The following is a 21,943-nucleotide window of genomic DNA, read 5'->3' as shown; positions in this document are numbered from 1 at the left end:
GTCTCAGCCTTTCGTTTTCAGGCGCAACCCGGTTTTCTTCAGGATGCGCGTGGAATAGAGGATGTCCTTGGCCCGGCAGGCATCGCCTAGAATGTCAGCAATTTCGGCGTGCTTTGCTTCGACCTCGTCACGATCAGCGCCGTGTACCATGGCGAACAGATTGTATGGCCAATCGGGCAGGGCGCGGGGGCGTTCATAGCAATGGGTGACAAAGGGCAACGCGCCGATCCGGGCGCCTAATTCGGTGATCCGGTCGTCATCCACATCCCAGACGGTCATCCCGTTCGATGTCATGCCCAATTTGTAGTGGTTCGGCGCGGCAGCGATGCGACGGATCGCACCCCGCGACTTCAACTCGGCCAAGCGGTACAAAAGGGCATCCTCATCCATGCCAAGTATCTCGGCCACCTGCGCATAAGGCGCGGGCACAAGGGGCAGCCCGCCTTGCAGCGCCTCGATAATCTCTCGATCTGTTGCGTCGATCATGCCGCCACCCGAAAGCCGATGAAAAATTCCTGTAGTTTGGGGAAACGAAGAACGCAGATCCCCGTTTCCCGTTCGATTGCATCAGCAGTGCCCACGATCCCCTCGGGAGTTTCAGTGGCCAGCACGAACCACATGTTCAGCCGGTGCGTACGTTCATAATTGTGGGCAACCTCTGCATGCGCATTGACTTTGGTCAGGACGGTTTCGAATTCTTCAGTTGGCACCGCCATTGCACACAGGCAAAAAGCGCCCCCCATGGCGGCGGCGTCGAAGAACGGACCAAAGCGCGTGATCACTCGGCTGTCTTTCATATGGGTCAGGCGGTTAAGCACTTCGCTTTCAGGAATGCCCAACTCCTCTGCCACGGTTGCATAAGGGTGCGATACCAAGGGTAGATCGTCCTGCATCCGATTCAGGATCGCGCGATCGGTTCCATCCAGTTTCATGCGGCGGCCTCTTTCGGTTGGATCAGCGCGCCGGTCTGTTTGAAACAGCGCGTCGAGAACAAAACCTTGTGCTGCGCGCCAAACAGGTCCGGCAGCGCGCGCGCACTGGCCAGAATCTCCAGCGCTTCGCTGCGGGTGCGGGCGTGGATCATTGAGTAAAGGCGATAAGGCCAGACCCCTTCGGCCGGACACCGTTCATAGCACAAGGTCACTCCGGGGTGGGCTGCAAGGGCAGGACCGGCGGCGTCGATCTGTTCGGATGGCAAGTCCCAGACAACCATTGCATTGGCTGACCATCCGAGCGCACGGTGGCGCACGATCACGCCCAGGCGCGAGATGATACCGGCTCTGTGCAGTACCTCGATCCGATCCATCACACCCGCAGCGTCGCGACCTATTGACTGGGCCAGCACGGCATAGGGTTCAGCGACCAGCGGCAAACCCGAACTGAGGGCTTGAAGCAACGCGCGATCGCCTTCTTGCAAGACCGATCGATCTATCTTGCGCGGGCTTGGAACGTTTCGGGTCTTGCCGGACATGCGAAACCCCAGATCCACGTTGAACGGACGAACCAACCGAAGGTCGAGAACCTGCAGCCCTGTGCGCTGGGCGATCCGAGCCAGCGTGTCATTTACATGCGCCCGGTCTGGACCGGTTGCCACGAACCAGAGGTTCCATTTGTCCTCGCGCTGGTAGTTATGGTTCACACCCGGTTCGGCGTCGATCATAGCGGCCACTTCTTCCAGGCGTTCACCCGGTGCAGCGACGGTGGCCAGAGTGCTGGCAGAAACCGCGCCAGGGGCAATGGTCGCGCCGACTCTCGTAATCCGGCCGGTCGCCCGCATTCGGGCTAGGCGATCCAACACTTCAATCTCGTCCAGCCCCAACGTGAAAGCCAAAACCTGGAAAGGGCGGTCCGTTACCGGAAAATTTCGTTGAAATTCATCCAGTAGGCGTCGATCGATCGGGTCGGTGATATGTTCCATCGCCTACAGCCCCGTTTTGTGCGCGCGGGCGGTGAAGAAGATGCCAGATGGGCTGTCCGCCTCGATCTCGCGCAGCTTTTCGAAAGTTTGTGTGTCGTAAACAATGACCTTGTTGGCATCGCGCACGCTGATCCAGACCTCATGCCCACGCGGGGTGAACTCCATATGCAGCACTGCAGGCCCCGGTTTGAACTCGTGGATGATCTCTTTGCTGACACTGTCGATCACCTGGATCGTGTCGTTCAGCGGGTGGGCAAAGTTCACCCAGACCTCTCGCCCATCCGGTCGCGACATGGCAAAGACAGGCTGGCCATGGGTTTGGGTGCGCCCGGTTTCCGTCAGGGTATCGGCGTCGATCCAGAGCACCTCGTGATGGCCGACGGCGGGCAGCACAAACTCGCGCCCCGTTAGTGCCCAGCCTTCCAGATGGGGCATCTTGTAGACGGGCATCTCTTCCTGACCACGACCATAGTCGGGTAACACGCGGATCGGTTCGGGGTTGTCGGCCCAGAGGTCCAGCGCTGTCAGCCCGTCTTCGCCGAATAGCCCGGTGATGTAGGTCCGACCATTGGCGGTGATAAGCGCGTCATAGGGGTTCTTGCCCATGTCGAAGATCTTGGTGATTTCTGGCTTGCCCGCCGAGAAATCGGCAATCCAGGTCTCGCCCGTGTCCCACATGGTGAACACGAACCGGCGGCCTGGTGCGTCGACCAGACCGATGGTTTTGCTATCGGTGGGGATGTCGGCAACCATTTCAAGCGTGTTGGCATCAAAGACCCGCACACCGCCGGGTTCATAATTCGATACGGCTACCAATTGGCCGTCATCCGAAATCGCGCCGCCAATAGCATTGCCCGCCTGCACGACTCTGATCACGATCTGGCGTGTGACGATATCGACCTTGGTCAGGCCCCCATCACGGCCAAAAACATAGGCAAAGCGTTCATCAGGCGAATAGACCAGCGAGGCATGGGACAGGTCGCCAAGCCCTTCGATCCGCGCCAGCGCGACACGGTCTGATTGATCAATCAGCAAGACCGAGCCCTTGGCCCGTTCGATCACCAGGCCTAAGTCGCCGGTGGCGGTGGGTTCGGCTTGCGCCGTTGTCATCATCAGGATGGCCGCGAGACCAAGGAAAAAGTGTTTCATTGTTCCTCCTGTTCCAGCAGGTAATGGGCGATCCATTCGGCCTCTTCTTCGCTGATCAGGGGCCGCCACGGGGGCATTGCAGTGCCGGGGATACCGTCAAGGATGACGTCGGTTAGAACGTTTGCATCGTAATGCTCCAACGATTTGGACCGTAGATCCGGCCCAAGACCGCCTTTCAGAGACAACCCGTGGCAAGAGCCGCAATCCTGATGCACAAGCCGTTTGAGCGCGTTGCCATCAAGCACATCGGCGGCAAGGGCTGACGTTGCTATGAGGACGGCCGTTGTGAGTAAAGCGCGTGAGGCCCATGCCGGAAGCCCGCCATTCGATTGGACATCACTAACCATGGGCCTGCTCCAGCAGGTTCGCCACGGGTTGATCCGCATAAAGGGTAACCACTTGCCCGACGATAAACAGCGTCGGGGCCTTCAGATCCGCCTCGCGCACATCCGCCGCCAATTTGTCCAGTCTTGAAACAAGTCGACGCTCGTCTGGCGTTGTCGCTTTGCCTACGGCCAAAACAGGCGTCGAGCCAGGCAGGTTTTCCGTCATCAGGCCCATGGCGATCTGACCGATATTTGCGACACCCATGTAGATGACTAGCGTCGCGTCAGGATCGGCCAGCCGTTTCCAATCTAGGTCCAGCACTTTGTCGGCTTGCCTGTGACCGGTGACATATTGAACCGATGTTGCCAGGCCGCGATGGGTCAGCGGCACGCCAGTGGAACTGGATGCCCCCTGTGCCGCTGTGATGCCTGGCGCGTATTCAATGGCGATACCGTGCGCCATCAGATATGCGGCCTCTTCAGAGCCGCGGCCAAAGATCATCGGGTCGCCACCCTTCAAACGCGCTACGGTATGACCAGCGCGGGCCTCTTTTACCAGAATGTCATTGATGCGATCCTGCGGCACCGTATGGCACTTGGGCGCTTTGCCGACCGGGATCAGCCGCGCGCCGGGGGCATGCAGGTCCAGAATGTCGGCCGAGACCAGCCGGTCATACACAACCACATCGGCCTCTTGCAGCATGCGCAGTGCGCGCAGGGTCATGAGTTCGGGGTCGCCGGGACCGGCACCAATCAGAAAAACCTTACCGCTCATGTGCAAACTCGCTTGGTCTGAATGTCTTCGAAACCCGGGTCCATTCGGCGAATTGAGGACGTCGCTGGGCCAACCGGGCGTGTCATGCTGGTAGGTTTGCGCATTAACTGCGCTGTTTCCTTGACTAAAGTTAAGGAGCGCGGGATTTGCGCCCGCGCTCCTTTCTTTCTGCCTGTATTTTTGCCTCGGCTCAGGGTTCGACTGTGATCATTCCGATCATGTTCTGTGTCTCCCAATGCGGGCCACACAGGTATTCCTGCGGGCCCGGGGTAAGGAAGGTAATCTCGACCGTTTCTTCAGGGAACAACCGGTCGCTTTCCGGCTTACCGCCATCCTTCAGCAAGACCGAGTGGCTGGTCCGCTTGTCGACATTGACCCAACGGACTGTGGTGCCGGCCTTCACGGTCAGTTCGGATGGGCAGAAGTTGTACTTGTACATCAGCACCACCTCGGCATCCTCGACCGCCGAGGTTGGCTGGCCAAAAAGCGTGAGATAACGGTCTTCGGCTTCGGCGCACAGCTCGGCAGTGTCCTCAGCCCATACTGGCGCGGACAGAAAAAGCAGGGCAGGAAGAAGGTGTTGGGGTTTCATCGTCCAAGTCTCCTTTCCAAAATGGGGTGGGGCCGGAGTGCCCGGCCCCGATCTGTTATTGTTTGACCACGTTGATGAAGGCGGCGTCGTCGTCCAATGCCAGGCTGGTGTCCAGCGTGACATGGTGGAACCGGGCGGCGGCGAAATCGTCGTGGATCGCAAAACCAACCGTATAGGTCTGGCCGGGCTCGAGCGGGACGTCACCCGGCGCGCCCGAGTTCAGCGGCCGGGTAAAGACCACGGTCCACATGCCACCGGACAGGTTCGCCGAGGCGGCGATTTCACCGTCATTGACCACGCGCTGTTCCAGCAGATAGCCGTTTGTCGCGCTGCCATCGGCGTAGACGCGCATCAGGTCTAGATAGGTGCCGTCTGCCAGGTACTGCTCGATCTGTGCTTCGGCCTCCAGCTTGTCCCAACCGCCTAGTGCTTTGCCACGGCGGCCTTTGATTTCGACATCCATGCGGCTTTCGCTGATGTATTTGGTCACGGTGTCCTGCGCGGACATGCGACCTGCGACGTCGCCATTGGCGGCAATCGCATCCGCGCCGGGGTCAAAGGGCATATAGCTGTTGTCGGCGTGGCACGAAGCCCAGCAGCCTACCTGATCACCCAACTCGATTCCGGTGCCGGTGATCATCATGGCGACCTTTATCTGGTTGTCGGGATCCATTTTGCCGCCATCCACGAAGGGTGCAGGGTTGTGGCCTGCATCCGGCCATTGCAGGCGGACATACAGGTTTTCGTCATCATGTGCTGCCTGAACGGTTGCGTCGATTACGCCGCGTTTGCCGGGGATCGGTGTCGGTTCCAATTCGCCGCCTGCAACAATCTTGTTGCCGATCGTGTCCAGCTCTTTGGCGTGGCAGGTCGTACACTGGTCTCCACCTTTGGTCAGAGGACGCGCGCCGCCGTGGAATTTACCGTTCTGGACCCATTCAAACGAAGCCTGACCGGGGTAGAACAGTTTCAAATCGGCGCTGGCAACCGCGTTCCAGTCGATATCCGCGCCGACATCATCACCACCCCCGCTTGCGGGCGCTGCTGCTTCCTCACCGTTGGATTTGGCGCGTTCTTCGGCCACGGCCGCATCCACCGCCGCAGCGATTTGAGCCTGCACGGCTTCATGCTGCGCTTGTTTGGCGGCTTTCTCGGTCTCGGCTTCCGCGGCTTCCTTGGCTTCGATCCGTTCAAGGCTCGCCATATATTCTGGCGGGATCTGACGGATAAAGTCGGGGTTCGGCGCTTCAAGCTCTTCCAGATACTCTTCGTCGGCCCGGTCGCGGGCGTCCGAGTGCGCAATCCCCTTGTGACAGTCGATACAGGTCTGGCCCACAGTCATCGCGTTCAGGTGCTGTTGACGCGCGCGGGGTTTCTGGAATTCAGGCATCATCGATTCAAAGTCGTGACAGTTGCGGCATTCACGTGAGTCGGTGGCCTTCATCCGTTCCCACTCATTCATCGCCAGATGCACGCGTTTGGCTTCGAACTTCTCACGCGTGTTGATGGTGCCAACCACCTTGCCGTACAGCTCTTTGGACGCCTTGATCTTGCGGATCATCTTGTGGGTCCAGTCCTTGGGCACGTGACAGTCGGAACAGACCGCACCGACACCGGACCGGTTCACGTCATGGATCGTGCCGGTGTATTCTTCGTAGACAAAATCGCGCATCTCGTGACAAGAGATACAGAAATCTTTGGTGTTGGTGGCTTCCATGGCGGTGTTGAAACCACCCCAGAAGATGATGCCGCCGACAAAGGCTGCGGCAATACCAGCCACAGGCATTCCCCACAGGAAATACCGGCGCCAGATCGGTTTTTTCTTATCCGGTTCGGAAGTCATGTCCGGGCTCCGTTTTGGCTGTCTTGTCTGGCCTTGGATGGCAGGCCGGTGAGTTTGGCTAAGTGAACAAACGAGGAAAGGGCGGGCGAGGGGCCCGCCCTTTCCGAAGTTGGTAGAGAATCCGTCAGGTTACGTGGTTCGACCGGTTGTAGACGTTGAATTTGCCGGTCGGTGCAAACAGCCCCTTCACGCGGCCAATCTCTTCCAGCGTCTTGGCGTCGTAGATCACGATCTCACCGTTCGCTTCCTTCGAGGTCGAGCGGTTCCACTTGGAAACCCAAACCTCGGAACCGTCCTGGTTGAACTCGAAGTGGACTGCGACGTTGCCTTCCTCTTCTGTGATCTGGATCGTTTTCACGATCTCACCGGTTGCCTTGTCAATGACCTGCACCGATTGCTGAACCTCAGGCTCAGGGTGCTTGGTCTGGTCGGCCCAGATATAGTCCGATTCCGGGTGTGTCCGAATGAACAGACCGGGTCCGTCGGTTTCCACCTCGTAGCAGACTTTCCAGGCGTCATCCGGACGACCTTCGGGGTCGTTGCCCCACACGGTGACAGTGCCTTCGCCCAAGTGGGTCGTACCGGCAACCGGGCCACAATTCGGGTCTTCCCAGTTGGCGCCCGGGCCGGGGTGCGGCAGCGGCGCCGTGTCGATCATGGCTTCCAACTTGTGGGTTTCGGTATCGACCACAACCATCTTGTTCGACGCGTTCGCGGCGATCTGGAAGTAACGGCCGGTTGGATCAAAGAACCCGTCATGCAGGAACTTGGCGCTGTCGATCTTGTCGATCCGCAGGTTATCCAGATCGGAATAATCGACCTGCCACAGCTGGCCAAGTTCTTTCACAGCTACGATCCAGGTTGGCTCGTTCGGAGTGGTGTAGATCGCGGCAACACGCGCCTCTTCCACATAGTCCCCGTCCACGTTGTAGCCTCGGGTCGAGACAACCTTCTTCGGTTCCATTGTTTCGGCATCGACGATCGCGAAATGCGGCGGCCAATAAGCCCCACCGATCACGTATTTACCATCACCAGAAACGGCCACGTCGCGGGCGTCATAGCCAATGGTGACCTCGGCCACGAGCATATTCTCAGGGTTCTGCCACAGGTCGATCTTGGTCATCTTGCCGTCGCGGCCCATGGTGTACCAGAAGCGGCCAGGGTTTTCCGGCTCTTCCAGTTTATGGTGCTCGGACGCTTTCAGAACGTGCACGGCATAGCCTGTCGGAATATGCGCCAGCACTTCTTTGGTGTCGCCGTCGATCACAGCCACCTTGCCCACGTCACGTTCGATAACCACAAAGAAGTTTTCCCAATTGCGGCCATGCAGCGGCTCGCTTGGGTAATCTTCGGGTTCGACATAGACCTTACGGGTCGCCATCATTTGCTCAAGCGACATTTCCGGCGGCTTGGGTGGCTCCATCTGGATATAGGTCGCCATATTGCTGATCTCGTCCTCAGACATAACGTCCGAGAAGTTGTTCATCCCGCCTTCGGTGCCCCAAGCGATAATTTTTTCGAGCCGTTCCTGTCCTAGTTTGAGGGTGCCGGATTCGGTCACGGTGCCGTCGGCGTTTTTCGTTTCCACCAATGGTTCAAGGCTTTTGCCCGTCGCCCCTTTGCGCAACACGCCGTGACAGCCAGCGCAGCGTTCAAAGTACAATTGTTTTGACGATTCAAAGGCGTCCTTATCAAGGGTTGGCTCTTCGGCGAGTGTCGGAGCAGCGACGCTGCCCAGCAGCATCGCCAAACCGACCCCAAAGGCACGGCCAGTTTTTTTGTAGCTGATTCCAAGTGACATGATCACTCTCCATTTGCTGGTGAGGCAGGGCTAAGGTTGGCCCACCGAAGCCTTCGGCTCCTTGACGAAAGTCAACGGATGGGGCGTAAACCGGGGTGGAGATGCAAAAATTCACCCAAAAAACCTCAGAAAATCTGTGTTTTAGAGGCATGTTTTCCGCCGTTTTGATTTTGGTTAAGTGCCGCGAACAAGCAGGCTGCTAGGGCTTGGAAAAACGACCTAGGAGAGCAGCCATGCCCGCAGTCATCACCCGTATTTTTGGTGAGGGGTTCCGCGTATTCTTTCTGTCCGCCGGGCTGTATGGCCTGTTTGTGGGGCTAGTCTGGGGCTTGTGGCTGACGGTGCCTTACGTGGCACCGGATTACGGCATGACGCCGCCTATGTGGCATGCGCATGAGATGATCTTTGGCTATGCCACTGCGGCGCTGGGCGGGTTCTTTCTGACGGCGGTGCCAAACTGGACCGGTGCACCTGACGCACGCGCGCGGTTCATCGCCCTCGCGGCAGGGGTATGGCTGGCAGGCCGGATGGCAATGTGGTTTTCCGGTATGCTACCGCCGGTTATGGTTGCCGTGATCGACCTTGCGTTTGTTCCGATCCTTGCAGCCAAGATAGCGACGCTGTTGATCCGCCGGCCGAAACCGCAGAACATGATTTTCCTACTGTTGCTCAGCCTGATCTGGATCGCGGACTTGCTGACTCATTTTGAGTGGATCGGGCTGACGGATGACACGTTACAATCCGGGTTGCGGATGGGTTTGCTGACGCTCTGCGCGATGATAGCCATTCTGGGCGGGCGGATCACGCCGGCCTTTACCCGCAACGCCATGAAACGCGCCGGGGCGTCTGAGGCTGACTGGCCCGTTTCCGTCGGTGCGCTGAACAAGGCCGGTATGGGATTGTCGCTTATCTTGCCGCTAAGCGTTCTGGCATCAGGCGATTGGGAAATTGCCGGGGCTGTTGCCCTAACGTTGGGCGTTGTGCAAATCCTGCGCATGGCTCGGTGGCGGACAATTTGGGCTGCGCGTGAACCGATCCTGCTGGCGCTGCATCTGGGGTTGGGTATGCTGGCACTGGGTCTGATCCTGTGGGGCTTGGCGGTGCTGGGTCTTGGCAATGAGGTTGCCGCCCTGCATGTCCTGGGTATCGGTTGCGTAGGTGGCATGACACTGGCGGTCATGAGTCGCGCCGCGCTCGGACATAGCGGTCGCGCGCTGGTCGCACCCGGACCGATGGTTGTGGCCTATGGATTGATGGCGGCGGCGGCGCTGTCGCGTTGGATCGGGGCCGAGATGGACACGGGCTATTTGGTCGCAATGCTGTTGTCTGACGGTCTGTGGGTCACGGCTTTTGCGCTGTATCTGGTTGCGATGTGGCCCGCATTGACAAGACCGCGCGCGAAGCAAGACTAGGTTCCTTATCGTTTCAAACGATCGAAATCATTCGATCAATGAGCGGCTGTTTTTGATGTGGCGTTGCACCATGTGTCGGACCTGTTTGCCTTTGCTCGGGATCGGACGCGCGGATGGCGGCACAAAATCCTCGGTGGCCAGGGCAGGAAACATCTCCAGCATTTCTGCCCGGGCTGCAAGTGGCACGGTTCTGAGCGCTTCGGCTCCGGCGAACAGGCTTTCTGATGGGGCGCCTTCGGCAAAGACGATCTCATGCTGTTCGAACAGCATGTGAAAATACTCGACCGACTCTGCGTTTTCCTCGACCGTTATGCCGGGAACGCCAACCAGCGCATGAGCAGCCACCAGAATTTCGCTGGTGTTGAACATTCGGATCGCGATGGCCGAGCGCACCAGCATCCGATGCTGTGGCGATACCAATAAGTCGCGCTGCGGCAGTCCGCTGCCCAATGTTCCAGCCGCGATGCGGATCGGGCGAAGTTTGGGCTTTTCCGACAGCTCCTGGCCGGTCAATGCGCGTGCGCCGATCCAGCGAATACGCTGCGGACCCCTGTCCATCGTCACCACCTCATCCCCGACCGCGAGCGCCTCGATAGGGCGCATGCCATCTGGCGTCTCGATCAGCGTACCCTTTGTGAAACACGGCACAACCGTATCAACCGGAATGTCCGGGCCATTGTCGGTCAATTCGATAATAGTGAGCGTCGTGTTCAGAGGAGGGACGCTGCCGCCAATAAAGCCAAGGAAGTAACCCTGCTCAGCGGAGTTGGTATTCATAGACCCGTTGTTGTTGATGTCCCAATCCATGACGCCGATTTCATAAGTATTGCCATCTTCATCACGGACCCGGATGGTGTAATCCCAATCAAACGCGCGCCCAAGATATGTCTGGGTTGGGTCATTGGGAGTTTCATTGGATACGTTATCCCCATCGATGATCGTAGGATCGGCACCGTCGGAAATCGTAATCTGGCTGTATTGAGATATCTGGAATGTAGTATTGACTTGGTAAAGTTGCGCCTGACTGGTCGACATCGTCGAGTCAGAACGGAATGCACCGTAAATATCAATTGCCATCGTTACCCTGACCTTTGTGTGCTTTGCTTCTGCGAGGCCGCGCAAAAGCGTCGCTACTGAGTGCTCACGAAAAAATGTTGCTAAGTCTGGCGACGTTTTTCAAGGCGTTAAAACGGCATTTTTGGGGTATTTAGACCAATTGTAGGTGCAATAGTCTCCCGCAGGCCACACTCGGGTTGGCCTTTTTGTTGCGGGCTCTGGGTGCTTCATCAGCGATGTTTGCCAGTCTTGACTTTCGTTAAGGCGCTGCACGGTCCCCAACTGCATGCTGATCTTCACAAGCTAATCTGCGCAAAGGAGAGCGCGATGCGAGAAGTCATGACCAAGAGCATGGCCCGCAATATTTTCTATGGCGGGTCACTGTTCTTTATTCTTATCTTTCTGGCTTTGTCGGCCCATTCCCACTGGTACATCGTGAATTCCGAGAATGCCGCGAATCTTGATGACAGCGTGGTGCGGGGCAAACACGTCTGGGAAAAACACGCCTGTATCAATTGTCACACGATTCTGGGTGAAGGGGCTTACTTTGCCCCAGAGGTCGGCAACGTGATGACCCGGTGGGATGTTCTGGATGATCCGGAATCGGCCTTTGATGCCCTCAAGGGATGGATGGAAGCACAACCCACAGGCATTCCTGGTCGTCGGCAGATGCCCAATTTCAACCTCAGCGACGAAGAAATCCGTGATCTGACCAACTTTTTGATCTGGACGGACAATATCGACGCTCAGGACTGGCCGCCCAACGAGGCCGGCTGAGGAAGGGAACAGAGTAATGAAATACGAATCCCAAAAAATTGCTTATGCCTACTTTGCCGTAGCGATGGGCTTGTTCGCGATCCAGGTGATCGGCGGTCTGATCGCCGGCTGGATCTATGTATCGCCCAATTTCCTGAGCGAGCTTTTGCCGTTCAACATTGTGCGGATGCTGCACACAAATGCGCTGATCGTCTGGTTGATCCTGGGCTTCTTCGGCGCGGCCTATTTTCTGATCCCGGAAGAGGCCGAGCGTGAGATTCATTCGCCCATGCTGGCCTATTTGCAGCTGATTATTCTGGTGGTCGGTACATTGGGCGTGGTTTTGACCTATACGTTCAACCTGTTCGAAGGAAACTGGCTGCTGGGCAAAGAGGGGCGCGAGTTCCTTGAGCAACCCAAATGGGTCAAGGCCGGCATCGTCGTGGCCGCACTGATCTTCCTTTACAACGTGTCGATGACCGTTCTGAAGGGCAAGAAGACCGCGATCACCAACATCTTGCTGCTGGGTCTTTGGGGGCTGGCGCTGCTGTTCCTGTTTGCCTTCTACAACCCTGGCAACCTGTCCTTGGACAAGCAGTACTGGTGGTATGTTGTCCACCTGTGGGTCGAAGGTGTGTGGGAACTGATCATGGCCTCGATCCTTGCCTACCTGATGCTGAAGCTTACCGGTGTTGACCGTGAGGTGGTCGAGAAATGGCTTTATGTCATCGTCGCGGCCGCGTTGTTCTCGGGCATCCTTGGAACTGGGCACCACTACTATTGGATCGGGACACCCGCGTACTGGCAGTGGATCGGTTCGATCTTCTCGAGCCTCGAAGTGATTCCGTTCTTCGCGATGATGGCCTTTGCTTTCGTCATGGTCTGGAAGGGCCGTCGGGACCATCCCAACAAGGCCGCGCTTTTGTGGTCGCTTGGCTGTGCCACGCTGGCCTTCTTTGGCGCCGGGGTATGGGGCTTCCTGCACACGCTGCACGGGGTGAACTACTATACCCACGGTACGCAGATCACCGCAGCCCACGGTCACCTGGCCTTTTACGGTGCCTATGTCTGCCTAAACCTGGCGATCTTCAGCTATGCCATGCCGATCCTCAAAAACCGCGATCCGTACAATCAGGTGATGAACATGGGGTCGTTCTGGCTGATGACCAGCGGCATGGTCTTCATGACCTTCGTGCTGACTTTCGGCGGAACCGTGCAGACGCACATGCAGCGCGTGGTCGGAGACTACTTCATGGACGTGCAAGACCAGATCGCGATCTTCTACTGGATGCGCTTTGGCTCTGGCGTCGTGGTGGTCCTTGGTGCGCTGTTGTTCATCTACTCGGTCTGGGTGCCTCGCAAAGAGATCATCGAGCCGGGCGCAGCTGAAACCCCAGCGGAGTGATGCAAATGGATGGCTCCATTCAAATGGGAACGGGGGCGGCTGACGCCCCCTTCTACCTGCCCCAAAGCGATGAACGCGATGTGTTCACCGCCGCCTATGCCAACAACTTGCCGGTCCTGCTGAAAGGTCCGACAGGCTGCGGAAAAACCCGCTTTGTGGCCCATATGGCCGCCCGTCTTGGCCGCCCGCTTTACACAGTGGCTTGCCACGACGATCTGGCCGCGGCCGACCTGATCGGGCGATACCTACTGAAAGGTGGCGAAACCGTCTGGGTCGATGGCCCACTAACCCGCGCGGTGCGCGAAGGCGCAATCTGTTACCTCGATGAAATCGTCGAGGCCCGCAAGGACGTGACTGTCGTGCTGCACCCGTTGACCGACGACCGGCGCATCCTGCCGATCGACCGCACAGGTGAAGAGCTCGAGGCTGCGCCCGGTTTCATGCTGGTGGCGTCTTACAACCCCGGTTATCAGAATATCCTGAAAACCCTGAAACCTTCGACCCGGCAGCGGTTTATCTCGCTGGAGTTCGACTTTCCGTCGCCCCAGATGGAGGCTGAAGTTGTCGCCCAGGAAAGCGGTCTGCCGCTGGAGCGCTGCAAACCACTGGTGCGCCTTGCAGGCAAGCTGCGGGGCCTCAAGGGTCAGGATCTGGAGGAAGGCGTTTCCACCCGTCTGGTCGTCTATGCCGCGACGCTGATCGCACAAGGCATGTCCACCGACCGCGCCATCCTTGCCGCAATGATCGAACCTCTGACGGATGACGAGGATATCAAACGCGGGCTCCTCGATCTTGTCACGGCTGTCTTTGGGTGAGGCCGGCCGATGGTCAAGATCGACTTTGAGCCATGGGAACCCGAAGAAACGATCGGGAAACTGTGGCACACCCTCGCCAGCCGCCTTGATGCACCTGAGGTGCACGTAGGAGCCGCGGTCGACCTCTCTGAGGTCGCGGGGCGGCTGGCAGTCCTTTTCCGAGGGCTGGGAGGTAGTCCGGGCGTTGAATTGCGTCCGGTCTCACCCGAGGTTTCTCGTCATCGTTTGAGCTGGCGTCGCCGGCTGGCTACCGAGACTGAATTGATGCCGCGCGCCTCGTTTGATGGCGAGGTTCTGCGCCTGCCAGATCGTCTGGCGGTGTTTCCCGTGCGCGCGGCCAACGGCGCACTGTACGTCTGGCTGGCGGCTGCGGCCGCCCATGCCGGAACCCGAATTGATGACTATGATCCGTTACGCGCCGACTTGACTGCGCTGATCGCCGCTCGACACATGGTCGAGGCGACACTGGAGAACGCCCCCGGCTTGCGCCCACTTTACGCCGAGCTTTGCAGAGGGGTGCTGCATCAACGCGACATACCCAGCCTTCCACCCGTCGAGGCTGCTGTCGAAGAGCTGATCCGATATAACCTGGGCGAACTGCATCCGTTGTCGGAAAAAGCCGAACAGTTTCTGAAGCTGGACGATGACGTGGTCGCCCCGCGCGGCTATCAGCCGATGCGCCCGATACCCTTGTGGCCCGAACTGCGCGCCGTCGGCTTTTCCGAACACAACGAGGTCGAAAACCCAGACACTGAAGGCCCGCCCGAAGAATCTGGCGAGAAAACCCATCGCGCCCGCCGCCGCAAATCGGATCAGGCATCCCGTAGTGACAGTTTCATACTGCACAAGTTCGAAGCCATCCTCAGCTGGGCTGAGTTTCTAAACATCAATCGCCGTATCGATGACGATGATCCCGACAACGCCAAAAAGGCTGCCGACGACCAAGAAGAGATTGGCCTTGGACAAATCTCAAAAGCCCCGCCCACCAAGCTGAAACTGCATCTGGACCTCGCCCCTGAGGATGTGAACCGAGAGCGTTTGTCGGGCCGTATCCTCTATCCCGAATGGGATGTGCGTACGGGTCGGTATCTGCCCGATCACGTCAATGTTCTGCTCTCGGATGCAGATATCCGCGAAGACGCGGCGGAGTTTGGCAAGGACCCAGCCACCGCCCGCCGTATCCGCGCGGTCAAGCGCCAGTTCGAGGCGTTGCGCCCCGGTCGTATCATGACGCGCGGCCATCTGGATGGCGACCAACTGGATATCGAGGCCGCCGTACGGGCACAGGTTGATCGCTGCGCAAATGGTGAAGGAACCGAGCGTATCTGGATGCAATCCCGTCCCGAAGCGCGCGACCTTGCCGTCTCGATCCTGCTGGATGTCAGCCGCTCCACTGAAAGCGCCGTCACAGGACGGGCCGTGATCGACATCGCGCGCGAGGCACTGGCCGCGCTGGCCTGGGGCTTGAACGCCTGTGGTGACGATTTCGCCATCCACGCCTTCAGTTCGCTAAAACGCCAACGTGTCTACGTCCAGCGCTGCAAGCGCTTTGATGAGCCGATGGGTACGACTGTCGAACAGCGCATCGCGTCGCTGCGGCCGGGCCATTACACGCGGCTTGGGGCCGCGATCCGCCATTGCTCGGCCGATCTAGCAGGTCAAAGCCGAAAGCGGCGGTTGCTGTTGGTCATCACCGATGGCAAGCCCAATGATCTGGACCATTACGAGGGGCGCCATGGTATCGAAGATACCTGCATGGCCGTCCGCGAGGCGCGCCGCGCCGGGCATTCGGTGTTCGGTGTGACCATCGACAAAACCGGCAAAAGCTGGTTCCCGCGAATGTTCGGACAAGGTGGGTTTGCGGTCATCCCCGACCCGCACCGCCTGACTATGGCGCTGCCGCAGATCTACCGCCAATTGGTCGGCGCATGAGCGATACCTCCCTGATCGACGAGCTTCCAGGTGAGTTGTTGATGTGGGTGCTCATCATCTCGGAGCTGTTGGTATTCGGGGCAGGCTTGATCGCCTTCATGGCCGTTCGCCTGACCGACCCTGCGGGCTTTGCCGAGGCGCAGTCGCATCTTTATCGCACGGGTGCGGCCTTCAATACAGCAGTGCTGGTCACGTCAGGTTTCCTCGCCGCGCAGGCGCTGAACTGGCGCAAGGCGGCACGCCGTGGTGCCGCGCGTCTTGCCTTGATCGGTGCTGCCCTGCTGGGAGTAGTGTTCCTGATCATCAAAGGTGTCGAGTACACGGGAAAAGCGGCGCAGGGGATCACGTTTGAGATCCACCCGTTTTTCATGTTCTACTACCTGCTGACCGGGTTTCACGCAGCACATGTGTTGGCAGGGGTGGGTATCCTGCTGCTCGTTGCCTGGCGCGACGATGCACGTAACATCGAGGCGGGCGCTCAGTTCTGGCACATGGTCGACCTGGTATGGATCATGCTGTTTCCCGTGATTTACCTTCTGGGATAGGCACCGTGTCACAGGCTTCATCTTTTTTCAAATGCGCCCGCCAGAGGCTCACGAACTCACTCCCGCGCGCCTGGCTTACATTGCTTGTGCTAAGCGTTGTTTCCGCATTGTTGACTATGCTGCCGGTACTACCGGAGCTTCTGGGCGCCGGTATCCTGATCCTCGCGCTGATCAAAGCCCGCGTTATCCTTGCATTGTATCTGGATCTCGCAAAAAGTCAGGTCTGGCTGCGCGGATTCACAGCGGTGCTGACCGGCTTTGTGCTCGTCATCTTTTCCCTCTACCTCATGTGATCAAAGAAAAAGCCGCCTTCAAGAGCGGCAAGTTCTCAGGTGCGATTGGGCACCATGGCTATTGAGCGGCCATCGGCATCCGCGCGATCTGGCAGCGGTGCCACAGGGCCGACAGGGCGCTGACCAGATGGTCGATATCCTCGTCCGTATGCACAGGCGAGGGGGTGATCCGCAAACGCTCGGTCCCTTTGGGCACGGTTGGATAGTTGATCGGCTGGATATAGATACCGAACTCTTCCAACAGCGTATCCGAGATGAATTTGCATTTCACCGGATCGCCTACCATCACGGGGATGATATGGCTGGGGTTAGGAAGGTGAGGAATTCCTTCGGCATCCAGTCGGGCACGCACCTGCCCCACGCGTGCTTTCTGAAGATCACGTTCGGTATTCGACTGTTTCAGATGCCGGATCGAGGCCGCAGCACCAGCTGCAATCGCGGGGGGCAGGGCGGTCGTAAAGATGAACCCGCTGGCAAAGCTGCGCACGAAATCGCACAGCGCAGCCGAAGCGGCGATGTAACCGCCAACCACGCCGAATGCTTTGCCCAGCGTTCCTTCGATCACGGTCAGCCGGTCCATCAGCCCCTCACGCTCGGCAATGCCACCGCCACGGGGGCCGTAAAGACCAACGGCGTGAACTTCATCCAGATAGGTCATCGCGCCGTATTTGTCGGCCAAATCGCAGATATCCTTGATCGGAGCGATGTCGCCATCCATCGAATAGACAGATTCAAACGCGATCATCTTGGGCGCGTTGGGGGCGGCCGCGGCCAGTTTCGCCTCGAGGTCTTCAAGGTCGTTGTGCTTCCAGATGACCTTTTGCGCGCGCGAATGGCGGATGCCTTCGATCATCGACGCGTGATTCAACGCATCAGAGAAAACGATCAGGCCGGGGATTTTGGCCGCCAGAGTTCCCAGCGCGGCCCAGTTCGAGACATAGCCCGAAGTGAACAGCAGCGCGGCCTCTTTCCCGTGCAGATCGGCCAGTTCATTTTCCAGCAGCACGTGGTCATGTGTTGTGCCCGAGATGTTGCGCGTGCCACCCGCACCTGCACCGCAGCGATCCAATGCGTCATGCATCGCACCGATCACCTCCGAATGCTGTCCCATGCCCAAATAGTCGTTGGAACACCAGATCCGCACATCTCGCTGCACCGCTCCATCAGTCTGGCGCGCGTTCGGGAAGGCCCCGCAGTTCCGTTGCAGATCTATGAAAACGCGATAGTTTCCTTCATCCCGCAAATCATCAAGGCTCTGGGTGAAAAATCGCTGGTAGTCCATCTCACACACTCCCGGGAATACTGGCTTTGACCTGAGGTTAGGCATGGTGGCGGTGCGATGACATGACAATTGTCAAGTTGTGGCGCAGGAAAAAGCTGGTGCAGAGGATTCAGGTTTGGCATAGCCATAAGGCAACGAATGTACCGGCTGAGAGATTGGCCAGGGAAAAAGGGGGCACTTCTTGGCCCATGAAACACAAAAGGCAATCGCCAGACAGTCGTTACTGCTGAAAAGCCTGCCAGAGCACCATATCGACAAACTGCTCAGCCATGCGATCTGGCGGCGCTACGACCGGGGTGAGACGATCTTTCTGCAGGAGGAAGAAGCCAAGGCCGTACACGTTGTTCTGGCGGGTTGGGTCAAGCTGTTTCGCATGGCGCCGACTGGGGCCGAGGCCGTCGTCAGCGTCTTTACCCGTGGCGAAAGCTTTGGTGAGGCGGTCGCGCTGCGCAATGTGCCTTACCCAGTCTCTGCCGAGGCTGTTTCGGCCTGCGAAATCATGCATATTCCCAGCCCACTTCTTTTGTCCCTGATGCGCGAAGACCCTGAGATTGGCGTGTCGATCCTGGCTTCGACCTTTACCCATTTGCATTCACTGGTCGCGCAGCTGGAGCAACTCAAGGCCCAAACCGGCGCGCAAAGAGTGGCCGAGTTTTTGCTGAACCTGTCCGACAAGGTGTCCGGCGGCTGCGAGGTTGAGCTGCCTTATGATAAAATGCTGATTGCCGGGCGCTTGGGCATGAAACCCGAAAGTCTGAGCCGGGCGTTTTCGCGACTCAAGCCGGTGGGTGTGAAGATCAATCGCAATCACGCCGAAATCGCGGATATCCAAAGCCTGCGTGACTATGCCGAACGCGACTCGTCCGAGAAGTAGCGCACATTCCGCTTCGATAGGGTTATTAGCGCAGACATTTTGGCGTATTTGCTAGCGTTTTTTCGCATGTTTGTGTACAATGATGCCAGTTCTGCCGCGTATTTCGGCGGGGGGTGCAGCATGACACACGACCGCAACGGTGGCCCTGACAGGCCGCCCTTGGTTGCGCTCAGCGTCGCCAAGGTCGCTCTTTCGGTTCGGGCCAAGCTGCTGGTGGCTTTTCTAGGAATAACCGGTCTGCTGGTCTGTTTGGTGTTGTTTGGTCTATATGCTTTGCATCAGGCCAATCTGCGGTCCGAGACGATGATGCGCGATCAGGAGCGTATTGCGTTTTTTAATGACACCCACACGACGATCTCGAACCTGAACACACATCTACTGTCCTTGTTCGTTCCGCAAAACCTGAAAGACTTTCCTCGTCAGAACGGATTTCTGGGAGCTTCTACGCGTTCGATACTTCACGTTTCGGCAGCACTAGAGCGTAACCTTGCCCTTGGTTTTCGCAGTTTCGGGCAGCCCGGAATGCCGGATGCGCAGGCGATTGCGAACCTTCGATCTGACCTTCAGGACATTTTACCGGCAATCACTGAACTGCGCCGTCTAAACCGCGAAGGCAATCTGTTAGCCGCAGCGCAACACGGTATCGACCACATGTTCGAGCCGCTCCAAGCCATGCAGCGCGAGGCGTATACCGTGGCGCAGAATGTCGAACAGGAAGTGCGCGAACTGGCGCGGACTACAGAACAAGCATATTTGACTTCACGCCTAAGCATCACGGCTGCGGCGATCGCGGCGATTGGGATTGCCCTTTTGTTGGGATATTCGATTTCGTCGTCCCTGTTGTGGCCGATCGAACGTATCCATGCGGTGCTCAGCAAGCTGTCCCGGGGTGGGTTCGACAACCGGATTACGGTTCCCAATCGGGACGAACTGGGCGAGCTGGCAAACCACGTGAACCAGACCAGCGAAAAACTGGGTGCGCTTTACGGGCAAGTCGAAGTGCAAAAAGCACAACTAGCTGATTTGAATGCAGCGCTGGAAACTCGGGTCGCCAACCAGATAGAAGAGATCGAGCGCACCAATCGTCTGAAACGTTTCTTGCCGGCGCAGGTGGCAGCGATGATTGTCGGCGCGACGGATGAGGCGGATGTCTTGAGAACCCGTAAGGCCGAGATCACGGTTCTTTTTGCTGATCTGCGCGGGTTCACGGCCTTCGCCACCGTTGCCAATGCGGATCAGGTTGTCGCGGCGCTCAACTCATTTCACGGCACTTGCGGGCCGCTTGTTGAGGCCTGCGGGGGAACATTGGAACGGTTTCTTGGCGACGGTTTGATGGTTTTGTTCGGCGCGCCGGTGCCGCTGGATGATGCCGCGCAGAGAGCCGTTGATCTGGCCCAGAAAATGCAAGTGGATGTTCGAAAGGCGATGGTCCCATACAGGGCGGGTATAGCGCAGCATGGTCTTGGCCTCGGCATTGGGATCGCAACGGGCGCAGCGACCTTGGGTCGGATCGGTTTTGAGGGTCGTCTGGATTACTCGGCCATCGGGCCTGCGCCCAATCTGGCGGCACGCCTGTGTGAAATCGCCAAGGACGGTCAGGTGCTTGTCTCAAATGCAACTGCGCGTCAGGTCCGGATAGATATGACCCCGGCGGGACCGTTCGATCTTAAAGGCATTGGAACCCGCGTTTCGGCCTTTGAATTGGCGCGTCTGGTCGAAAGCCGGGCGGCGCCTCACGTTTGTGCCCCCTATCCCTGACAAATGCAGGGAGTTGCGCCCGTCGTAACTTCAAAAGGCGGGGTCCGGCGGTCATGTGCCAGCGATGAGCGCGCCTACAACCTACAAGACTGAGCCAACCAAAACGGCTTCAGTGCGCACTCTGAAGACGGCCCAATGGGAACGGCAACTCACCCGACGCGTGGGTCAGCGAGTGTGTTTGACTTAAGGTGAGGGTGACGAACCGACTGTTTGCCGGGGCGCGGTCCTTTTCGTCCTACCTGGCGGATAACTGTCCCGCAAAGCGTTGATTTCGGATGTCGTCCGGGGATGTCTTGTAATGGGCGCGAAAGGCGCGCCCCAAAGCGACGGCAGAAGAAAACCCGGTGGCTGCCGAAATCTCTCGCTGCGACAAATCCGTTGTCCGAAGCAACGTGTCAGCCCGTTCCAGACGCAACTCTCTGTACGTTGTCAAAAGCTTTGTCCCGGTTCTGTTTAGGAACCGACGCTGCAACTGTCGGGTGGACGTACCCAGCATTTGCGCCAGATCCGAGATCCGCAATGGCTCCTCAAGATTATCACTCATCGTTTCGATGGCTCGTCGCACTTGTGGATCGGCCTCGGACCGTTGGAAAAGCCGGATTGCAAGATGGCTCTTGGCGGTCCTTTTAGGCTCGGACAGTCCGATGTATCCGCGCAGAGTGTCTGCGAGGTGCTCTCCGTGATCGATCGAAACGAAATTGGACAACAACCGTAAAGCGCTTAACCGGGTCGATGCGCTGTGCAAACGGTTATCATTGGCCATGTGGATACCCGATCCATCTTCGATCAGTCCGATTTCCTGCGCTGCGGCCGTGAAGTTGGGGTGCACCGCGGCGACTGTTTTTTCTGCCCGCCCGATCTGAGCAAGCAGCAAAACGGCGCTGCCGACAAATATTGTGCGCGACGACAGGTTCACAACCTGTGAGGTCCAGGATTTCTCAGAGTCATCCAACCGCCAGTTTTCGTGGATATCCCCCCAAAACAGTGCCGTTCGCCCAGACCAGTACAGCGGCCCTTCGACCGGATCTTTAGCCAACCTGCGAATGTTGATGATGTAAGAATGATGTTCGACCAGCCTGTTCAAGGCATCAAAGAAATCCAGGACGATCTGTGCAGATGCTTCGGTGTCCTCGCCAGAGAGGACAACATCGACGTGATGATTTCTGTTGGGTGTTTGCCTGGCAACGCAGGCTTGCCGTGAACGGGCATTTTTGAGGACATAGTGTTTCATTGTTCCTCCACCTGATGGTCTTTGGCTTTGCCCTTCGGGGCACCGCCCATTTCTTATGGCCGACCCCCATAATTTCGGGGGTCGGTCGTGAGTTTCAGCTCGCTTACTCAGCGGCTTCTTCGTAAGCGTCCATTGGGGGGCATGTGCAGATTAGGTTTCTGTCGCCATATGCGTTGTCGA

21 protein-coding genes are annotated in these 21,943 nt (G+C 58.1%); 9 read left to right on the top strand and 12 right to left on the bottom strand.

Annotated elements, in window-relative coordinates:
• Positions 1-3 precede the first annotated feature (3 nt).
• From ahbB (AC2FIO_RS09295) to AC2FIO_RS09255, 9 genes are all read right to left on the bottom strand, one after another.
• Positions 4-486, bottom strand: a complete 483-nt coding sequence (gene ahbB / locus AC2FIO_RS09295; RefSeq protein WP_496697139.1) for a siroheme decarboxylase subunit beta — start codon at positions 484-486, stop codon at positions 4-6.
• Positions 483-932: an Lrp/AsnC family transcriptional regulator gene (locus AC2FIO_RS09290; protein WP_282170243.1), complete on the bottom strand. Its 450-nt coding sequence runs from the start codon at positions 930-932 to the stop codon at positions 483-485. The genes ahbB (AC2FIO_RS09295) and AC2FIO_RS09290 overlap by 4 nt, the downstream gene beginning before the upstream one ends.
• Positions 929-1,918, bottom strand: coding sequence for a siroheme decarboxylase subunit beta (gene ahbB, locus AC2FIO_RS09285; RefSeq protein ID WP_496697136.1), 990 nt, complete (start codon positions 1,916-1,918; stop codon positions 929-931). Before ahbB (AC2FIO_RS09285) ends, AC2FIO_RS09290 begins: the two co-directional genes overlap by 4 nt.
• Positions 1,919-1,921: 3 nt before the next feature.
• The gene (locus AC2FIO_RS09280) at positions 1,922-3,067 is read right to left on the bottom strand and encodes a cytochrome D1 domain-containing protein (protein WP_496697134.1); all 1,146 of its coding nucleotides are present in this window, start codon (positions 3,065-3,067) and stop codon (positions 1,922-1,924) included.
• Complete coding sequence (locus AC2FIO_RS09275; protein WP_058274919.1) at positions 3,064-3,414, bottom strand: c-type cytochrome; 351 nt, start codon at positions 3,412-3,414, stop codon at positions 3,064-3,066. The genes AC2FIO_RS09280 and AC2FIO_RS09275 overlap by 4 nt, the downstream gene beginning before the upstream one ends.
• Positions 3,407-4,168, bottom strand: a complete 762-nt coding sequence (cobA, locus tag AC2FIO_RS09270; protein WP_496697132.1) for a uroporphyrinogen-III C-methyltransferase — start codon at positions 4,166-4,168, stop codon at positions 3,407-3,409. Before cobA ends, AC2FIO_RS09275 begins: the two co-directional genes overlap by 8 nt.
• A 190-nt stretch (positions 4,169-4,358) precedes the next feature.
• On the bottom strand, positions 4,359-4,760 hold the full coding sequence (locus AC2FIO_RS09265; RefSeq protein WP_058274917.1) for a cupredoxin domain-containing protein: 402 nt from the start codon (positions 4,758-4,760) through the stop codon (positions 4,359-4,361).
• A 55-nt stretch (positions 4,761-4,815) separates the two neighbouring features.
• On the bottom strand, positions 4,816-6,603 hold the full coding sequence (locus AC2FIO_RS09260; protein ID WP_496697129.1) for a NapC/NirT family cytochrome c: 1,788 nt from the start codon (positions 6,601-6,603) through the stop codon (positions 4,816-4,818).
• Between the two features lie 124 nt (positions 6,604-6,727).
• Positions 6,728-8,404, bottom strand: coding sequence for a cytochrome D1 domain-containing protein (locus AC2FIO_RS09255; protein WP_058277288.1), 1,677 nt, complete (start codon positions 8,402-8,404; stop codon positions 6,728-6,730).
• Between the two features lie 233 nt (positions 8,405-8,637).
• Between AC2FIO_RS09255 and AC2FIO_RS09250 the strand changes: the two genes are divergently transcribed.
• Entirely contained in the window at positions 8,638-9,816 is a 1,179-nt protein-coding gene (locus tag AC2FIO_RS09250; protein WP_496697127.1) for an NnrS family protein, read from the top strand.
• A gap of 27 nt (positions 9,817-9,843) precedes the next feature.
• Here AC2FIO_RS09250 and AC2FIO_RS09245 read toward each other — a convergent pair whose 3' ends face one another.
• Positions 9,844-10,893, bottom strand: a complete 1,050-nt coding sequence (locus tag AC2FIO_RS09245) for a Hint domain-containing protein (RefSeq protein ID WP_496697125.1) — start codon at positions 10,891-10,893, stop codon at positions 9,844-9,846.
• A 306-nt stretch (positions 10,894-11,199) separates the two neighbouring features.
• On the opposite strand from AC2FIO_RS09245, the gene AC2FIO_RS09240 reads away from it, so the two are divergent.
• The 6 genes from AC2FIO_RS09240 to AC2FIO_RS09215 are packed head-to-tail and all read left to right on the top strand — an operon-like array spanning position 11,200 to position 16,618.
• Complete coding sequence (locus tag AC2FIO_RS09240) at positions 11,200-11,649, top strand: c-type cytochrome (RefSeq protein WP_058275223.1); 450 nt, start codon at positions 11,200-11,202, stop codon at positions 11,647-11,649.
• Between the two features lie 16 nt (positions 11,650-11,665).
• The gene (locus AC2FIO_RS09235; protein ID WP_058274912.1) at positions 11,666-13,033 is read left to right on the top strand and encodes a cbb3-type cytochrome c oxidase subunit I; all 1,368 of its coding nucleotides are present in this window, start codon (positions 11,666-11,668) and stop codon (positions 13,031-13,033) included.
• Between the two features lie 5 nt (positions 13,034-13,038).
• Positions 13,039-13,848, top strand: coding sequence for a CbbQ/NirQ/NorQ/GpvN family protein (locus AC2FIO_RS09230; RefSeq protein WP_496697122.1), 810 nt, complete (start codon positions 13,039-13,041; stop codon positions 13,846-13,848).
• A gap of 9 nt (positions 13,849-13,857) precedes the next feature.
• Positions 13,858-15,780, top strand: coding sequence for a nitric oxide reductase activation protein NorD (locus AC2FIO_RS09225; RefSeq protein ID WP_496697120.1), 1,923 nt, complete (start codon positions 13,858-13,860; stop codon positions 15,778-15,780).
• Entirely contained in the window at positions 15,777-16,325 is a 549-nt protein-coding gene (locus tag AC2FIO_RS09220; protein WP_496697118.1) for a cytochrome c oxidase subunit 3, read from the top strand. The genes AC2FIO_RS09225 and AC2FIO_RS09220 overlap by 4 nt, the downstream gene beginning before the upstream one ends.
• On the top strand, positions 16,286-16,618 hold the full coding sequence (locus AC2FIO_RS09215) for a cytochrome C oxidase subunit IV family protein (protein WP_496697116.1): 333 nt from the start codon (positions 16,286-16,288) through the stop codon (positions 16,616-16,618). The genes AC2FIO_RS09220 and AC2FIO_RS09215 overlap by 40 nt, the downstream gene beginning before the upstream one ends.
• Before the next feature lie 58 nt (positions 16,619-16,676).
• On the opposite strand, the gene hemA is transcribed toward AC2FIO_RS09215, so the two are convergent.
• Positions 16,677-17,900 (bottom strand): 5-aminolevulinate synthase, encoded by a 1,224-nt coding sequence (gene hemA / locus AC2FIO_RS09210; RefSeq protein ID WP_496697115.1) that lies wholly within the window; start codon positions 17,898-17,900, stop codon positions 16,677-16,679.
• A gap of 181 nt (positions 17,901-18,081) precedes the next feature.
• On the opposite strand from hemA, the gene AC2FIO_RS09205 reads away from it, so the two are divergent.
• Both AC2FIO_RS09205 and AC2FIO_RS09200 read left to right on the top strand, forming a co-directional pair.
• Positions 18,082-18,774 carry a Crp/Fnr family transcriptional regulator gene (locus AC2FIO_RS09205; RefSeq protein WP_058274905.1) on the top strand — a complete coding sequence of 231 codons (693 nt, stop codon included), beginning with the start codon at positions 18,082-18,084 and terminating at the stop codon, positions 18,772-18,774.
• A gap of 120 nt (positions 18,775-18,894) precedes the next feature.
• Positions 18,895-20,532, top strand: coding sequence for an adenylate/guanylate cyclase domain-containing protein (locus AC2FIO_RS09200; protein WP_282121479.1), 1,638 nt, complete (start codon positions 18,895-18,897; stop codon positions 20,530-20,532).
• 235 nt (positions 20,533-20,767) lie between these two features.
• On the opposite strand, the gene AC2FIO_RS09195 is transcribed toward AC2FIO_RS09200, so the two are convergent.
• Positions 20,768-21,763 (bottom strand): helix-turn-helix domain-containing protein, encoded by a 996-nt coding sequence (locus tag AC2FIO_RS09195; protein WP_496697112.1) that lies wholly within the window; start codon positions 21,761-21,763, stop codon positions 20,768-20,770.
• Positions 21,764-21,943 lie beyond the last annotated feature (180 nt).

The sequence above is a fragment of the Ruegeria sp. CDSB086 genome (genome assembly GCF_059611065.1).
The sequence above is the reverse complement of the archived record's forward strand: the minus strand, read 5'-3'. Positions and strand labels throughout refer to the sequence as shown.

Coding starts and splice junctions, on each gene's coding strand:
- ahbB (WP_496697136.1), bottom strand. CDS start 1,918: ATGGAACATATCACCGACCCGATCGATCGACGCCTACTGGATGAATTT.
- AC2FIO_RS09265 (WP_058274917.1), bottom strand. CDS start 4,760: ATGAAACCCCAACACCTTCTTCCTGCCCTGCTTTTTCTGTCCGCGCCA.
- AC2FIO_RS09245 (WP_496697125.1), bottom strand. CDS start 10,893: ATGGCAATTGATATTTACGGTGCATTCCGTTCTGACTCGACGATGTCG.
- AC2FIO_RS09225 (WP_496697120.1), top strand. CDS start 13,858: ATGGTCAAGATCGACTTTGAGCCATGGGAACCCGAAGAAACGATCGGG.
- AC2FIO_RS09230 (WP_496697122.1), top strand. CDS start 13,039: ATGGATGGCTCCATTCAAATGGGAACGGGGGCGGCTGACGCCCCCTTC.
- AC2FIO_RS09290 (WP_282170243.1), bottom strand. CDS start 932: ATGAAACTGGATGGAACCGATCGCGCGATCCTGAATCGGATGCAGGAC.
- AC2FIO_RS09255 (WP_058277288.1), bottom strand. CDS start 8,404: ATGTCACTTGGAATCAGCTACAAAAAAACTGGCCGTGCCTTTGGGGTC.
- AC2FIO_RS09260 (WP_496697129.1), bottom strand. CDS start 6,603: ATGACTTCCGAACCGGATAAGAAAAAACCGATCTGGCGCCGGTATTTC.
- AC2FIO_RS09280 (WP_496697134.1), bottom strand. CDS start 3,067: ATGAAACACTTTTTCCTTGGTCTCGCGGCCATCCTGATGATGACAACG.
- ahbB (WP_496697139.1), bottom strand. CDS start 486: ATGATCGACGCAACAGATCGAGAGATTATCGAGGCGCTGCAAGGCGGG.
- AC2FIO_RS09240 (WP_058275223.1), top strand. CDS start 11,200: ATGCGAGAAGTCATGACCAAGAGCATGGCCCGCAATATTTTCTATGGC.
- AC2FIO_RS09275 (WP_058274919.1), bottom strand. CDS start 3,414: ATGGTTAGTGATGTCCAATCGAATGGCGGGCTTCCGGCATGGGCCTCA.
- AC2FIO_RS09215 (WP_496697116.1), top strand. CDS start 16,286: ATGGATCATGCTGTTTCCCGTGATTTACCTTCTGGGATAGGCACCGTG.
- AC2FIO_RS09250 (WP_496697127.1), top strand. CDS start 8,638: ATGCCCGCAGTCATCACCCGTATTTTTGGTGAGGGGTTCCGCGTATTC.
- hemA (WP_496697115.1), bottom strand. CDS start 17,900: ATGGACTACCAGCGATTTTTCACCCAGAGCCTTGATGATTTGCGGGAT.
- AC2FIO_RS09195 (WP_496697112.1), bottom strand. CDS start 21,763: ATGAAACACTATGTCCTCAAAAATGCCCGTTCACGGCAAGCCTGCGTT.
- cobA (WP_496697132.1), bottom strand. CDS start 4,168: ATGAGCGGTAAGGTTTTTCTGATTGGTGCCGGTCCCGGCGACCCCGAA.
- AC2FIO_RS09200 (WP_282121479.1), top strand. CDS start 18,895: ATGACACACGACCGCAACGGTGGCCCTGACAGGCCGCCCTTGGTTGCG.
- AC2FIO_RS09220 (WP_496697118.1), top strand. CDS start 15,777: ATGAGCGATACCTCCCTGATCGACGAGCTTCCAGGTGAGTTGTTGATG.
- AC2FIO_RS09235 (WP_058274912.1), top strand. CDS start 11,666: ATGAAATACGAATCCCAAAAAATTGCTTATGCCTACTTTGCCGTAGCG.